The sequence below is a fragment of the Stenotrophomonas sp. STEN031 genome (assembly GCF_056759975.1).
Genome location: NZ_JBRREA010000003.1, coordinates 1 through 14,734, shown reverse-complemented (window position 1 = coordinate 14,734; position 14,734 = coordinate 1). Strand labels below are relative to the sequence as shown.

At 65.0% G+C, this 14,734-nt stretch carries 13 protein-coding genes; 6 read left to right on the top strand and 7 right to left on the bottom strand.

All coding sequences use genetic code 11. The features are described 5' to 3' along the window. Positions 1-56 precede the first annotated feature (56 nt). From ACVOLQ_RS01795 to ACVOLQ_RS01780, 4 genes are all read right to left on the bottom strand, one after another. Complete coding sequence (locus ACVOLQ_RS01795) at positions 57-254, bottom strand: helix-turn-helix transcriptional regulator (RefSeq protein WP_313173241.1); 198 nt, start codon at positions 252-254, stop codon at positions 57-59. Between the two features lie 9 nt (positions 255-263). After that, positions 264-848, bottom strand: coding sequence for a hypothetical protein (locus ACVOLQ_RS01790; RefSeq protein WP_481526853.1), 585 nt, complete (start codon positions 846-848; stop codon positions 264-266). Positions 849-1,107: 259 nt separating this feature from the next. Further along, positions 1,108-2,199 carry a hypothetical protein gene (locus tag ACVOLQ_RS01785; RefSeq protein WP_481526852.1) on the bottom strand — a complete coding sequence of 364 codons (1,092 nt, stop codon included), beginning with the start codon at positions 2,197-2,199 and terminating at the stop codon, positions 1,108-1,110. 231 nt (positions 2,200-2,430) lie between these two features. Further along, positions 2,431-3,207, bottom strand: coding sequence for a ferredoxin--NADP reductase (locus ACVOLQ_RS01780; protein ID WP_481526851.1), 777 nt, complete (start codon positions 3,205-3,207; stop codon positions 2,431-2,433). A gap of 98 nt (positions 3,208-3,305) precedes the next feature. On the opposite strand from ACVOLQ_RS01780, the gene ACVOLQ_RS01775 reads away from it, so the two are divergent. From ACVOLQ_RS01775 to ACVOLQ_RS01760, 4 genes are all read left to right on the top strand, one after another. After that, a complete protein-coding gene (locus tag ACVOLQ_RS01775; RefSeq protein ID WP_313173244.1) occupies positions 3,306-4,259 on the top strand; it encodes an ABC transporter ATP-binding protein in 954 nt (317 codons plus the stop codon). Beyond that, positions 4,256-5,050: an ABC transporter permease gene (locus ACVOLQ_RS01770; protein ID WP_481526850.1), complete on the top strand. Its 795-nt coding sequence runs from the start codon at positions 4,256-4,258 to the stop codon at positions 5,048-5,050. The genes ACVOLQ_RS01775 and ACVOLQ_RS01770 overlap by 4 nt, the downstream gene beginning before the upstream one ends. A 239-nt stretch (positions 5,051-5,289) precedes the next feature. Further along, positions 5,290-6,228, top strand: a complete 939-nt coding sequence (gene panE / locus ACVOLQ_RS01765) for a 2-dehydropantoate 2-reductase (protein WP_481526849.1) — start codon at positions 5,290-5,292, stop codon at positions 6,226-6,228. A gap of 84 nt (positions 6,229-6,312) precedes the next feature. After that, positions 6,313-7,827 (top strand): OmpA family protein, encoded by a 1,515-nt coding sequence (locus ACVOLQ_RS01760; protein ID WP_481526848.1) that lies wholly within the window; start codon positions 6,313-6,315, stop codon positions 7,825-7,827. A gap of 29 nt (positions 7,828-7,856) precedes the next feature. Here ACVOLQ_RS01760 and ACVOLQ_RS01755 read toward each other — a convergent pair whose 3' ends face one another. Then, positions 7,857-8,651 (bottom strand): TatD family hydrolase, encoded by a 795-nt coding sequence (locus tag ACVOLQ_RS01755; RefSeq protein WP_481526847.1) that lies wholly within the window; start codon positions 8,649-8,651, stop codon positions 7,857-7,859. Between the two features lie 222 nt (positions 8,652-8,873). Here ACVOLQ_RS01755 and hrpB point away from each other — a divergent pair, with 222 nt between their 5' ends. Then, positions 8,874-11,507: an ATP-dependent helicase HrpB gene (gene hrpB / locus ACVOLQ_RS01750; RefSeq protein ID WP_481526846.1), complete on the top strand. Its 2,634-nt coding sequence runs from the start codon at positions 8,874-8,876 to the stop codon at positions 11,505-11,507. Positions 11,508-11,817: 310 nt separating this feature from the next. Further along, positions 11,818-12,174, top strand: a complete 357-nt coding sequence (locus ACVOLQ_RS01745) for a hypothetical protein (RefSeq protein WP_282268299.1) — start codon at positions 11,818-11,820, stop codon at positions 12,172-12,174. Between the two features lie 99 nt (positions 12,175-12,273). Here the strand turns inward: ACVOLQ_RS01745 and ACVOLQ_RS01740 are convergent, their stop codons facing one another. Together ACVOLQ_RS01740 and ACVOLQ_RS01735 are read right to left on the bottom strand one after the other, a co-directional pair. Continuing rightward, a complete protein-coding gene (locus tag ACVOLQ_RS01740; RefSeq protein WP_481526845.1) occupies positions 12,274-13,389 on the bottom strand; it encodes a CaiB/BaiF CoA transferase family protein in 1,116 nt (371 codons plus the stop codon). 16 nt (positions 13,390-13,405) lie between these two features. After that, the gene (locus ACVOLQ_RS01735) at positions 13,406-14,584 is read right to left on the bottom strand and encodes a CaiB/BaiF CoA transferase family protein (RefSeq protein WP_481526844.1); all 1,179 of its coding nucleotides are present in this window, start codon (positions 14,582-14,584) and stop codon (positions 13,406-13,408) included. Between the last annotated feature and the right edge of the window lie 150 nt (positions 14,585-14,734).

Sequence of the window (14,734 nt, the reverse complement as noted above, 5' to 3'; positions counted from 1 at the left end):
CCCTCACGGTTCAAGGAAAAAACGGATCTGCCTGCATCCAGACGCGGGCGCGGCAGCTATGTGACTTCAGGAAAGAAAATATCTTCAATCCGGCTTTCAAACAGCCGGGCAATGCGAAACGCCAGCGGCAGGCTGGGGTCGTACTTGCCGGTCTCCAGTGCATTGACCGTCTGTCGGGAAACCTCCAGCTGCTCGGCCAGTTCACCCTGCGACCAGCCCTTGCCTTCGCGCAGCTCGCGCAATCGGTTATCCATCGCCGCGGCTCAGTGATAGCGCCGTGCGACCACGGCCTTGGCCAGCCCGTATGACAGGCAGACAAAGGGGAACACCCAGATCATCGCCACGTTGGACGGCACATCGATGACCTTGGCCGACTGCAGGAATCCGCCTGTCAGGTAGATCAACGAAACGAACGCCGTAGCAAAGCTCACCGCCTCCAGTTCGATGCGCTGTTGCAGCTCATCGGCATCGCGGATGTAGCGGATCATCGCCCGCAGCACCAGCATCATCGGTGGCACCGGCAACAAGGCGATCAAGGCGCGCAGCGGGCCGTCCTCGACCCGCTTGAGCAGCAGGATCGACAGCACCAGCAACACCACATAGCCGCCCATCGCCAGCATCACCTCGCGGGTATAGCGCTTGCGCAGCTTGGCCGGTGCGGCATCGCAGCCAGCGGGCATCAGCCAGCGCAGCAGTGCTGCGATTGCCAGGCCCAGGGCGATACCAAACAGGATGCCGCTGACTTGCGGCTGCGCGCCCATCGGCTGCCACAGCAGCAGCGCGCATGCGACCAAGGTGAATGCAGCGGCGGCGATCAGCATGCCGAGCGTCCAAAAATTGCGGCTCATCGGCCCGTCCCCTGCGGCAGCAGTTGTAGGCCGCGCGGTGCGGCAACAAACCGGCTGACAGCATGCCGATGAACAGCACGCCGGTTGCCGACACGCCGGCTGGCAACGGAGTCCGTTGCCACGGAACAAACAAGACAACTGCAACAACGCATGGCCCAACTCCTGTAAAGCACGCTTGACACATCCTGCCGCTACGCGCCGACCAATGTCAAGCTTCCTTTACATCGCCAGCAACAGGCCAGCCACTGTTTCCGCACCCTCACCGATTGCCAGCCACCAGCAGCTGTCGCAACTCTCCCTCCAGCAGGGCAGCAGCAGCATCGATCCTTCCCAGCCGGTCCTGGCCTTCATCCGTTTGGGTCTGCGCGCGATACAGCATCACGTCCTTGCTCATGCGGTCCACCTCCGACCAGTAGCGGAATCGCGACATTTCCGGCTCGCGGGCCGTGGCAAGCCGCATCATTGTTGATGCATAGCCGCTGACAGAGTGGATGTCCTCGCAAATCCGATAAAGCTTGACGTCATTGGTTCCCACCCACGCATCAACCGGCAACCGCACAGCACCGAGTCCCAGGCTCAAGCCGATGTCCTCGGCAAGATTTGCGCCGCTGAGCCAATGCAGATCGATCGCGCCGTTGAGTGCCGCAGACCTGCACTTTTCGACGCTGCGCTGGAGTTTGGTGAAGTTCTCCACGATGTCCCTGCGCCTCGAGCGCACTCGGTCCGGCAACCTGTGAACCTCCGGTTCGGTAGGCGTCCAGAACGCATACTTTGCAATCTCCAGCTCGAAGGCACTGACGATATTCAACGAGCCGATGATGCTGTGCAGATAGGCCTCGAACTTCTTTGCATCTGCCATCGCAGGAAATCCGTGGCTGATCCGCTGCATCTGCAACAAGGCGACATACGCACCGCCATAGACAAGCCGGGAGCCCTCCGGCAGGTCACCGAACTGCAGCGTTCGAGCCGTCGACAACGGATCGAAGGTCCTCTGCGTGGCCTCTGCATCGTCCTGGTGGCCGGGCCAGAACGCCGCGCAGAAGCGTTGATAGGCATTGATCGCACCGCCTACCCAGCGATCCGGCATTTCGTGCAGACCGATGGCAGTCAAGGCCAGGGGCGCATTCTGCAGAAGCTCCACCAACGGCAGCAGGCCTACCGCTTCGGCATCCTCCAGGCGGGGCTTTTCAGGTAGCCGCTCCATCCTCTGCAACGAGCAGTTGTCCAGGTTCACCTGCACCACGCGCCCCTGTGCCGCCTGTGCACGTGCATAGGCTGGCGTCAGTTGCCGGGGGCCCTCGTCGAAGCGGCGACAGGGCTTGATGAAATGGATGACGCTGTTGTCCTGCATGAACCTCCCTCCAAAGAGGCAGTTTCGAAGCAATCAGTTCTTGCGGCAAGACACGCCCCACGCTGCCGTGCAGCGTTTGGCACTCATCCACGCCACCCCTTCGTTGTGCCTCGGCTGCACGGCTGCAGCCAGGCAAAGGGCTTGTTCCGGAACGCAGCTGCGCGCCTTGCAGCCGGCGCAACGCGCTGTCGTGGCGGCATGCTGCAAGCGTGTCGCCAATCAGAAAGCTGCTCAGCTGCGCTCGATGGGAGGCTTCGGCGGGGCTGAGCTGACGTACTTCTCGCGGCGAATCTGCGGCATCGGCAGACCGGCCTGCTTCAGCGCTTCCACGCAGGTATCGACCATGTCCGGGTTGCCGCACAGGTAGGCGATGTCACGGGCCGGGTCCGGCGCGATCTCGGCCAGCTGCTGTTGCACATAGCCCTTGCGGACATCGGCATGCGGGTTTTCCGGCAGCTCGCGCGACAGGCAGGGCAGGTAGCGGAAACCCGGGTTGGCGGCGGCGAAGGCGTAGAAGTCGTCGCTGTACAGCAGTTCTTCCGGCGTACGCGCGCCCTGCAGCAACACCACTTCCACGCCGCGCTCCTGCATGGCGGTGCGCAGCTGCGGCAACATCGAGCGGTACGGGGTGACGCCGGTGCCGGTGGCGATCAGCAGGTAGCGGGCATTGTGGTCGCCCGGCTGCAGGCAGAAACGTCCGAACGGGCCGCTGCCGCTGACGTGGTCGCCCAGTTCCATGCCCTCGAACAGGGCCGTGGCGGCGCCGCCGGGGACGAAGCTGACCGCAATTTCCACCGCATCGCCCGGGCCCAGCGCGTGATCGTGGATGGTGGCCAACGAGTAGCTGCGCTTGGCCGGGGTGCCGTCGGCGTAGTCGAAGTGAATCTGAATGAACTGGCCAGGCAGGAAATCCAGCGGCTGGCCGTCGTCACGGACGAACTGGTAATGGCCGATGCTGGGCGCCAGCATGTGCCGGCCGACCAGTTTGAGGGGGAATTGGATTGGCACAGGAGGGGAACAGTGTGTAACCGGGTATGGACCACGGGGCCTCCTATAATAGCCGCCTGCACTTATCCGACGCCTGTACCCGGCGCGAAGGCCCGAGATTGGACTCCCGTACCCCATCCAGCACAGCTGCGCTGCGCATCACCGACCTGCGCAAGACCTATGACAACGGCGTACAGGCCCTGAAGGGCGTGTCGCTGGAGGTCGCCCCTGGCGACTTTTTCGCCCTGCTCGGCCCCAATGGCGCCGGCAAGTCGACCCTGATCGGCATTGTCTCCTCACTGGTGAACCTGAGCGAAGGCCAGGTACAGGTGTTCGGCAGTGACCTGGTGGCCAACCGCAGCGCAACCATGCGCCTGATCGGATTGGTGCCGCAGGAAATCAACTTCAACCTGTTCGAGAAGCCCTTCGACATCCTGGTCAACTACGCCGGCTTCTACGGGATTCCGCGTGCCGAAGCCGAGGTCCGCGCCGAACAGGAGCTCAAGCGTGCGCACCTGTGGAACAAGGCGCAGATGATGAGCCGCACCCTGTCCGGCGGCATGAAGCGCCGGCTGATGATCGCCCGCGCGATGATGACCCAGCCGCGCCTGCTGATCCTCGACGAGCCCACCGCCGGCGTGGATATCGAGATCCGCCGCGACATGTGGAAGACGCTGCAGGAAATCAACGCCGCCGGCACCACCATCATCCTCACCACGCACTACCTGGAAGAGGCCGAGCAGCTGTGCCGCAACCTGGCCATCATCAACCACGGCCAGATCGTCGAGCAGGGCCCGATGCGCGGTCTGCTGGCCAAGCTCGACGTGGAAGGCTTCCTGTTCGATATCGACGGTGAACTGCCCGCCCAGCTGCCGCAGATCGAAGGCGCCACCCTGGTCGCCACCGACGCGCATACGCTGGACCTGGACATGCCGCGCGCGATGGACCTGAACCGTGTTTTCGACGCCCTCAATGCCGCCGGCATCCGCGTGCGTTCGATGCGTACCAAGAGCAACCGCCTGGAGGAGCTGTTCGTGCGCCTCACCGGCAACCTGGAGAACAGCGCCGCATGAGTACCCCCGTTCCCGTGACCGACAGCAGCCGCAACTGGGTGGCGCTGGGCACCATCGTTCGCCGCGAGGTCAACCGCATCCTGCGCATCTGGGGCCAGACCCTGGTGCCGCCGGCCATCACCATGACCCTGTACTTCCTGATCTTCGGCGGCCTGATCGGCTCCAAGATCGGGCAGATGGGCGGCTACAGCTACATGCAGTTCATCGTGCCGGGCCTGGTGATGATGAGCGTGATCCAGAACAGCTACGGCAACATCAGCTCCTCGTTCTTCGGCGCCAAGTTCGGCCGCCATGTCGAGGAACTGCTGGTCAGCCCGATGCCGAACTGGGTGATCCTGTGGGGTTATGTGGCCGGCGCCGTGCTGCGTGGCCTGATGGTGGGCGTGATCGTGCTGATCATCGCCATGTTCTTCACCCCGGTGCGCATCCCGCATCCGCTTGTGACGCTGAGCACGGTGCTGCTGGGCGCGACCATCTTCTCGCTGGCCGGCTTCATCAATGCCGTCTACGCCAAGAAGTTCGATGACGTGGCGATCGTACCGACCTTCATCCTGACCCCGCTGACCTACCTGGGCGGCGTGTTCTACTCGGTGACCTTGTTGCCGGGTTGGGCACAGGCGATGACCCATGCCAATCCAATCTTCTACATGGTCAATGCGTTCCGCTACGGCCTGCTGGGCAGCAGCGACGTGCCGTTGTGGGTGTCGTATGCATTGATGCTGGGCTTTGTTGGCGCGCTCACCGCATTGGCCCTGTGGCTGTTGCGACGGGGCGTAGGCCTGCGCAGCTGAAAGAAGGCGCCGAAAGGCGCCTTTTTTCTTGGCTCTTTGCTTTGGTTCTTGTGGGAGCGGCGTAAGCCGCGAAGCAAAAGATCCAAAAGCCAAAAGCACACCCCCTCCCCAACCCTCCCCTTGCCTTCGGCAAAGGGAGGGGGCAACAGCTTCGCGGCTTACGCCGCTCCCACAACATCACCCGCACCCCGAACACCTATGATGTCTTCACTCCCCTTCGTTGATGGATATCCAAGCTGATGCGCATCCTGATTCTCGGTGCCGGTGGCACTGGCGGTTACTTTGGTGGCCGGCTGGCCCAGGCCGGTGTTGATGTCACCTTCCTGGTGCGGCCCAACCGCGCCGCGCAGCTGGACCGCGATGGCCTGGTGATCCGCAGCCCGCTCGGCGATGCCGCCTTCGCGGTCGCCCACGTCACCGCCGACGCACTGCCGCAGCTTGCGCAGCAGCGCCCCTTCGATCTGGTCATCCTCAGCTGCAAGGCCTATGACCTGGACAGCTCGATCGAGGCCATCGCACCGGCAGTAGGTGCCAACACCACGGTGCTTCCCATCCTCAACGGCCTGCGCCACTACACCGCACTGGACTCGCGCTTCGGGCGCGAGCACGTGCTTGGCGGGCTGTGCTTCATCAGTGCAACCAAGGCCGACGATGGCGCGGTTCTGCACCTGGACAAGCCGGCCAAGCTGACCTTCGGCGAACGTGATGGCGACACCGACAGCGCCCGCGTCAGCGCACTTGCCAAGGCCTGCGAACAGGCCGGCATCGACCATGTCGCCTCGGCCGATATCGCCCTGGAGCAATGGATCAAATACACCTTCCTGACCGCGTTGGCCGCCGGCACCTGCCTGATGCGCGCCGACGTTGGCACTATCGTCGCCAGCGACCACGGCACTGCCTTCATGCAGGCCCTGTACGACGAGTGCCTGGCCGTGGCCACACAGGCCGGGCAGCCGATTCCAGCGAAGGCACAGGAAATTGCACTGGGCGCCATCACCAAGCCAGGCTCACCGATCAAGGCCTCGATGCTGCGCGACCTGGAGGCGGGGCAGCGGGTGGAAGCGGCACATATCGTCGGTGACATGCTGGGCCGCGCGCTTGCCGCCGGCCAGTCCGCGCCGCTGCTGCAGGCCGCGTATTGCCACCTGCAGGCCTACGAGGCACAGCGCGCCGGCTGAACTGCCACCGCGGTGAGCGCATGCAGCGTTCACCGCGGTGGTTTATCTTCGCCGCTACAGGGGATGTACACGCGAAGGATCGAGATGAAAAAGTACCCAGCGCTGGCCTTGGGCTGCGCCGTAAGCATGTTGCTGCTGGCCTGCAGCCGCAGCGAGCCTGAAACAAACGCTGCCGCAACGACACCGGCCGCTGTCGTCGACACGACGCCGGCGGCAACCGACAACGCGGCCGCGGCCACTGTCGGCGGCCTGCAGGACCGCGAGGGCAAGCCCGTCGCCGTGGTGCCCTTCGATATCAGCCGCATCGCCACGACCGACAAGCCACTCGGCGCGCTGCCTTTCTTCGGCCTGCCGCAGGGTTATGAACCCCTCAATGCGCCCCATGTGCGTGCCTGGGCGCGCTTTCCGCTGCGCATGGGCGAAGGCGTGCATTGGGTGGAAGGCCCCAGCTGGTCTGCGCAGATCGTGGTCCCCAGCAGTGCGGGCAAGAGCTTCTCCGCGCTGGAGCTGGAGCGCAATCTCGATACCCTGCTCAGCGCCGCCGGTGCCAGCAAGGTATTTGAAGGCCCCGAGCACCGTGATATCTACTACGGGCCGCAGCTGGAGGATGAGATTGGCGGCGGCTTCATCGATGCGGTCAACAACGGCGCCGACGCCCCCACCTCGGTATGGGTGATCCGCCAGCCCCAGCGCAACATCTGGGTGCAGCTTTCGCTGGATGACCTGCATGCCGGCATGGTGGTACTGGAAGAAGTGCCGTTCACGCCGACCGCCCATTGGTCCGACAGTTTTCCCCATCTCAGCCTGCCGGCCGGCTACAACGACCGCAACAAGCCGCTCCAGCGTGACTTCGACCGTTTCCCCTTCTGGACCGGTGATCACTTCGAGCAGGTTGAAGGCAAGCTCTGGGCGGCCGATTTCGACAAGCCCGAGCGCGCGTATTCGCTGCAAGAGGTACGCCGCAACCTCGAGGCGATGATGGCAACGGTCAACGCAACCAAGGTGTTCGATGGCCGCATTCCGAAAGCCCAGGCCGAGTCGGTACCGGAGTCGGTGCGTTCAGCCTATTCGGGCAGCGCCGGCTACAACTGGGATGATTTCGACCTGGTGGTCTACCGCGCCGATCTGCCCGACGGTCGCCAGATCTGGGTACATGCCCGGCTGGAGTACCTGAGCGCAGGCTGGGTGGTGGTTGAGCGCAAGGGCTTGCAGCAGACCGCGGCCCTGCTGCCCGCAGCGGCGTTGAAGCAGCAGCTTGATAGCCAGGGGCGGGTCGCCATCCAGGTCAACTTCGCCACCGACCAGGCGCAGATCCTGCCCGACTCGCAGCCACAGCTGGAGCAGGTGCTGGCCGTGCTCAAGCAGGACCCTGCATTGCAGTTGTCGGTGGAGGGCCACACCGACAACAGCGGCAATGCGGCACACAACCAGCAACTGTCCGACGCCCGCGCCGCTTCGGTGGTGGCCAGCCTTGCCACCGCCGGCATCGCACCGGCACGGCTGCAGGCGCGTGGTTGGGGCCAGGACAAACCGGTCGCCGACAACGCCAGCGAGGCCGGCCGCGCCAGCAACCGGCGGGTGGAACTGGTCAAGCGCTGATCAGGCGGGGCTGCATTGCAGCCCCCGTTTCACACTGGCGGCAGGCGGAAGAAGGTACGGGTTGCAGCGGTGGCGTTGGCAGCAGTCAATGCCACGTCTTCGCCACGGTCGCGGGCCAGTTCCTCGACGATATGCGACAGGAAGGCCGGCTCGTTGCGGCGGTCCTTGGGCAGCGGCCGCATCGTGCGCGGCAGCAGGTAGGGCGCATCGGTCTCGATCATCAGGCGCTCGGCCGGGATGTGCTTGACCAGTTCACGCAGGTGCGCACCGCGGCGCTCATCGCAGAGCCAGCCGGTGATGCCGATGTACCAGTCACGGTCCAGGTAATCGAACAACTCACGACGCTCGGCGGTGAAGCAGTGCACCACTGCCGGGCCAAGCTTGCCGTCGAAGTTCTTCATCATCGCGATGAAATCATCGTGCGCATCGCGCTGGTGCAGGAACAGCGGCTTGCCGTTCTCGCTGGCGATCTGCAGCTGGCGTTCGAAGGCCTTGCGCTGGGCCGGGCGCGGCGAGAAATCGCGATTGAAATCCAGGCCACATTCGCCCACCGCCACCACTTCCGGGTGTGCGTGCAGTGCGCGCATTTCCGCATCGCATTCGTCGGTGTACTCGCTGGCGTGGTGCGGATGCACGCCAGCAGTGGCGTACAGGAAGCCGGGGTGTCGCTGCGCCAGCGCCAAGGCCATCGGCGAGTGCTCACGGCTGGCACCGGTGATCACCATCTGCACCACGCCGGCGGCTTTGGCGCGCTCCAGCACCGCGTCCAGGTCGCGATCAAAGGATTCGTGGGTGAGGTTGGCGCCGATGTCGATCAGTTGCATTGAGCTGGGTGCGGTGAGGCGGAAACTGGGAATTGTAGAGGTTTGGCCGCAGGCGAGCCCTGTGCAGCATGAACGGAGCCCCGTAGCCCGGGTAAGCGCAGCGCACCCGGGGGCTCTGTGCGAGGTACCCGATGACTCCGCGAAGAGCCCCGGGTGCGCTGCGCTTACCCGGGCTACGGAGTCCGCGCACCGCCTGCAGCGTGTGGCTTCTACAATGCGCCGATGGCAACTGCATTCCCCATCACTCCCCTGCTCCCCGACATCCTCCGGCAGCTGGCCACGCAGCCGCGGCTGGTGCTGGAAGCGCCGCCCGGCGCCGGCAAGACCACCCAGGTGCCGCTGGCGCTGCTGGACGCGCCGTGGCTGCAGGGCAACAAGATCATCATGCTGGAGCCGCGCCGGGTGGCGGCACGCAGCGCTGCCACCTTCATGGCCCGGCAGCTGGGCGAACCCGTCGGCGAGACCGTTGGCTACCGCATCCGCTTCGAGAACAAGGTCTCGGCGCGTACCCGCATCGAGGTGGTCACCGAAGGCATCCTGACCCGCATGCTGCAGGACGACCCGCTGCTGGAAGGTGTGGGTGCGGTGCTGTTCGACGAATTCCACGAACGCCACCTGTCGGCCGACCTCGGCCTGGCATTGGCGCTGGACGTGCAATCGCAGCTGCGCGATGACCTGCGCATCGTGGTGATGTCGGCCACCCTGGACGGTGAGCGGCTGGCGCAGTTCCTGGACGCCCCGCGCCTGTCCAGCGAAGGCCGCAGCTACCCGGTAGACGTCAGCCACTTCCCGGCACGGCGTGACGAGGCCTTGGAAGCGCAGACCCGCCGCGCGGTGGAACAGGCCGTGGCCCAGCATCCCGGCGACGTGCTGGTGTTCCTGCCAGGGCAGCGCGAGATTGCCAGAGTGCAGGCCGCTTTGAGTCCCTCCCCCTCAGGGGGAGGGGTTGGGGAGAGGGTAGGTGGCGCAGCCACCCGCTCTGTCCCATTGCCGGAGGCTTCGCCCGCACCCTCATCCGGCGTTCGGCCATCCCCGCCTTCGCGGGGACAGGCTCTTCTCCCGGCGGGAGAAGGCTATGACGTCCTCCCCCTCCACGGCGAGCTGCCCATCGAACAACAGACCCGCGTGCTGCAGCCCGATCCCGACGGCCGCCGCCGCGTGGTGCTGGCCACCAACGTGGCCGAATCCTCGGTCACCCTGCCCGGCGTGCGTGTGGTGATTGATGCCGGCCTGGCGCGCGAGCCGCGCTACGACCCCAACAGCGGTTTCTCGCGGCTGGATGCGGTGACCATCTCGCAAGCCTCGGCCGACCAGCGTGCCGGTCGTGCTGGCCGCGTTGCTTCCGGTTGGGCGTGGCGACTATGGCCGCAATCACAGCGACTGGAGCCACAGCGACGCCCGGAAATGGCGCAGGTGGAACTGGCCGGGCTCGCGCTGGAACTGGCGGCCTGGGGCAGCGACGATCTGCGCTTCGTCGATCCACCGCCGAGCGGCGCACTCTCGGCCGCGCGCGAACTGCTTCAGCGGCTGGGCGCCTTGAGTGCGGACAACACCATCACCGCATTGGGCAAACGCATGCTGGCGATGGGCACGCATCCGCGCATGGCGGCGATGCTGCTGTCTGCCGGCAATCCGCGCGAGCAGGCCTTGGCGGCAGATATAGCCGCCCTGTTGGAAGCCCGTGACCCATTGCGCCAGGGCGGTGATGCACTCGCCGCACGTTGGCGCGCACTGGCAGCCTTCCGCAATGGCCGTGCGCCTTACGACGCCAATCGCGGTGGACTGGCTGCGATTGATGCCGCCGCCAAACAATGGCGCCGTCGCCTGCGTTGCGATGCGACGCCGCCAGCCGATATCGAAGCGCATGAGCTCGGCGACCTGCTCGCCCATGCCTTCCCCGACCGCATTGCCAGCCAGCACCCCAACGATCCACAGCGCTACCAGCTGGCCAATGGCCGCAGCGCACGCCAATTCGACAACAGCGACCTGCGCGGCGAACCCTGGCTGGTGATCAGCGAACTGCGCCATGACCCGCGCGATGCCTTGATCCTGCGCGCAGCTCCGGTGGACGAACATCGCCTGCGTCGCGACTTCTCCCAGCGCTTCAAGACCCAGGACGTAGTGCGCTGGAACAGCACCAAGCGTGCATTGGAAGCACGTCGCGAATCCAGCTTCGAGCGCATCGTGCTGGACAGCCGCCCGGCCGGCCAGGTGGACCCGGCGCGCGCCGCACGCGCGCTTACCGATGCGGTGCGCGAACTGGGGCTGGACGCTTTGCCCTGGACCGAAAACCTGCAGCAATGGCGCTGGCGGGTGATGGGACTCAGAAAGTGGATGCCGGAACTGGAGCTGCCCGATCTATCCGACACGGCCTTGCTTGAGACACTGGATGATTGGCTGCTGCCAGCATTCAACGGCAAGACGCGGCTGGAAGCCTTGTCCGAGGAAGAGCTGGGCGAGGCACTGAAGTCCGGCATCGACTGGAGCAAGCGGCAGCTGGTGGATCGTCATGCGCCGACCCGTATCAGCGTGCCTTCTGGAATGGAACGGCGCATCGAATACGCGCTGGATGATGACGGCGTCAATCCGCGCCCACCGGTACTGGCGGTGAAGCTGCAGGAGCTGTTTGGCCTGGCTGATACCCCGCGCATTGCCGATGGGCGTGTGCCGCTGTTGTTGCATCTGCTGTCGCCGGGTGGAAAGCCTTTGCAGGTGACCGGTGACCTGCGCAACTTCTGGCAGAACACCTATGCGGAGGTCAAGAAAGAGATGAAGGGGCGCTATCCGCGGCATCCGTGGCCGGATGATCCGTGGAGCGCTACCGCCACGCATAGAGCGAAGCCGCGGGGGACGTGACTGGGGTTTGGCAAAAGCAGAAGCGAGAGCGAGAGCAAACACAAAAGCACCCCTCCCCAACCCTCCCCTGCGCTGCGCGCAAGGGAGGGGGTGGGTCCTGGCAACCTGTCAGATGCAGCGCAGCCGTTTTGGCTCCCTCCCTTTGCCGCAGGCAAGGGGAGGGTTGGGGAGGGGTAGCTTTGACGTTCGCAGTGCTCGTTACTTCAGCTTCAGCCTTCCACAACAATGCTCAACCCTTCCCGGCTAACATCCCGTACACGGCCCTCTGGTAAGAATGAGGGTCTGGCCCTCATCTACATGGAGTCCCCACATGAGCAAGTTCAGCGATATCACCGGCCCGGCACTGGAGCGTGCACTGGAACTGGTCAACAGCGCCGGTGGCAACATCAAGCACGGTGGTTCCAGCGCCGCCGAATGGCTCAAGACCGGTGCCGCCATTGGTGCGATGAAGACCGGTGGCCGTGCCGTCACCCGCGTCGCCAAGCGCAACCCCACCGCTACCGTCGCCGTTGCGGCCGTTGGCCTGGGCCTGATCGGCTATGCGCTGTACCGCAAGAACAAGCGCGACAACGAGGCCATCGAGGCCAAGTCGCGGCAGATCGCGCAGCGCCGCCGCCATGCAGCCAGCGTGACCGATGAAACCAGCGATATTGGCAGCGACGCCTGAGTTTTTTGGGTGGGGTTTGAATCAAAAGCCCCCCTCCCCAACCCTCCCCTGCGCGTCGCGCAAGGGAGGGAGAAGGTTCTTGCAGCGCCTTTATGCTTGCTAGAGACCTAGTTCTGCCAGAACGGCTGCGGTGGACTGACCGACGTCATCCAGCTGCGGGTTGATCCGCCCCGGCTCGTTGGCGAACTTGATCGGTATGCCCAGGTGGGTACCACCCTGCGCATCGGTCCAGACCATCTCACGCGCGCGCGTATGCGGATCATTGAAGGCTTCGGTCAGCGTTTTCACTGGCGCCCAGCACACGTCGATGTCGTGCAGGAACAGCGTCCATTCCACCAGGGTGCGGCGGGAAAAGGTTTCGGCCAGGAAGTCCTTGACCGGGTCCTGGCCACTGCCCGGTGGCAGGTGGCAGAGGTGGATCAGGTCGGCGCGGCCCAGCGCATTGAGCAGGTTTTCGGCGAACTTGTGCTCGGCACCGCCCAGCGCGATCCAACGGTCGTCGGCGCAGCGGTAGAGCTTGTACAGCGCATTGCCGCCCCAGCTGCGCTCTTCCTTGATCACCGGATCGCGGCCCAGCGCGAACGGCGGGCCCAGCACGTTCGGCAACCAGGCCATCAGCGCGTCCTGCATCGACAGGTCGATGTAATCGCCCTCGCCCGTGCGCTCACGGCGGAACAAGGCCATCAGGATGCCATTCAACGCCATCAACGAGCCGGCCATGTCGGCCACCGGCATATGCGGCATGGCCGGGGTGCCATCCGGCGCGCGGTTCAGGCTGACCACGCCGGTATCGGCCTGCATGGCCAGATCGTGGGCGGGGCGGTTGACCTTGGGGCCGGTCTGGCCGAAGGCGCTGATCGAGCAGTACACCAGCTTGGGATTGATCGCCCTGCAGCTGGCGTAGTCGATGCCAAGGCGCTTGGCGACGCCGGGGCGGAACGCTTCCACCACCACATCGGCCCACGCCACCAGTCTGGCGAACGCCGCCTTGCCGTCGGCGCTTTTCAGATCCAGCACGATGCAGCGTTTGCCGCGATGGGTGTTGCGGAACCAGGTGCTGGCCCCCGCCTGCTTCAGGCCGACCTCGCGTACCGGTTCGCCGCTGGGCGGTTCGATCTTGATCACGTCGGCGCCGTGGTCGGCCATCACCATGGTCAGGTGCGGCCCCGGCAGGAACAGCGACAGATCAAGTACGCGTACACCTTCAAGCTTCATCATCGGCTCCGTTGCCTCACGCGCCCAGCAGGCGCGCGCGGTCTGCATCGTTGTAGCCCAGCTCGCGCAGCAGCGCGTCGGCATCGGCGTTGAGCGGCGGGCAAGCGGCGCCGCTCAGGCGCTGGCCGTCGAGCTTGATCGGGTTGCGCAGCAGGCGCTGCGTGCCCTTTGCATGCTCGACATCCTGCAGCATGTCGACGTCGCGCACATAGGGGTTGTCCAGTGCCTGGGCGATATCCAGCACCGGCGCGATCGGAATGCGTCCGGCGAACAGCTGGGTCCAGTGCGCGCTCGGCTGGGTGCTGAGGATGGCATCGACCAGCACGGTCAGCTCCTCGCGCACATCGCGACGCGAGGCGAAGTTGGCAAAGCGCGGCTCGGCGGCCCAGGCCGGGTTGCCGATGCCTTCGACGAAGATTTGCCAGAACTTCTCCAGCATGCACATCACCATCACCCAGCCGTCGGCGGTGCGATAGACCTGGCACGGCACGGTGGACGGGTGCGCGCTGCGCGACAGGCGCTCAGTGCGGTGGCCTTCGTTGAGGTACCAGGTCGCGGGATAGCTGAGCTGGTGCAGGGCCACGTCGAACAGACTGACATCGACATCGCGGCCCTGGCCGGTACGCATGGCGCCGATGATGGCGGCCAGCAGGCCCATCGACAGGGTGGTGCCGGTCATGAAATCGACCATGGACAGGCCGAAGCGTGCTGGCGGTGCATCCGGCTCACCGGTGAGCGCCATGAAGCCGGCTTCGGCCTGCATCAGGTAGTCGTAGCCCGGCCATGCGGCGCGCTCGTTGTCGCGGCCATAGGCGGACAGGTGGGCGCAGACGATCTTCGGGTTGAGCTTGCTGAGCGTGGCGTAGTCCAGACCGAGTTTGCCGGGCTGGTCACCGCGCAGGTTGTTGAGCACGGCATCGGCGCTGGCGACCAGCTTCTCAAACACCTCGCGGCCTTCGGCGGCTTTCAGGTCCAGCCGCAGCGAGCGCTTGTTGAGGTTGAAGGTCTGGAAGAACAGGCTGTCGCCTTCGCCCAGGAAGTACGGACCGGTGGCGCGCGATACATCGCCGCCCGGCGGGGATTCGATCTTGATGACTTCGGCGCCGAGGTCGGCCAGGTGCATCGAACCATAGGGGCCGGCACCGTATTGTTCGACGGCAAGGATGCGTAGTCCCTGCAGGGGAAGGTCTTTCATGTGTGGCCTCTGGTCTGGAAAAAGCACCGCGGTTGGTTGAGGACCGCGGTGAAGGGATGCTTTGGCTTTGGCTTTGGCTTTGGCTTTGGCTTTGGCTTTTGCTATGGCATTGGCTTTGGATTTGGCTTTGGCTTTGGCTTTGGCTTTGGC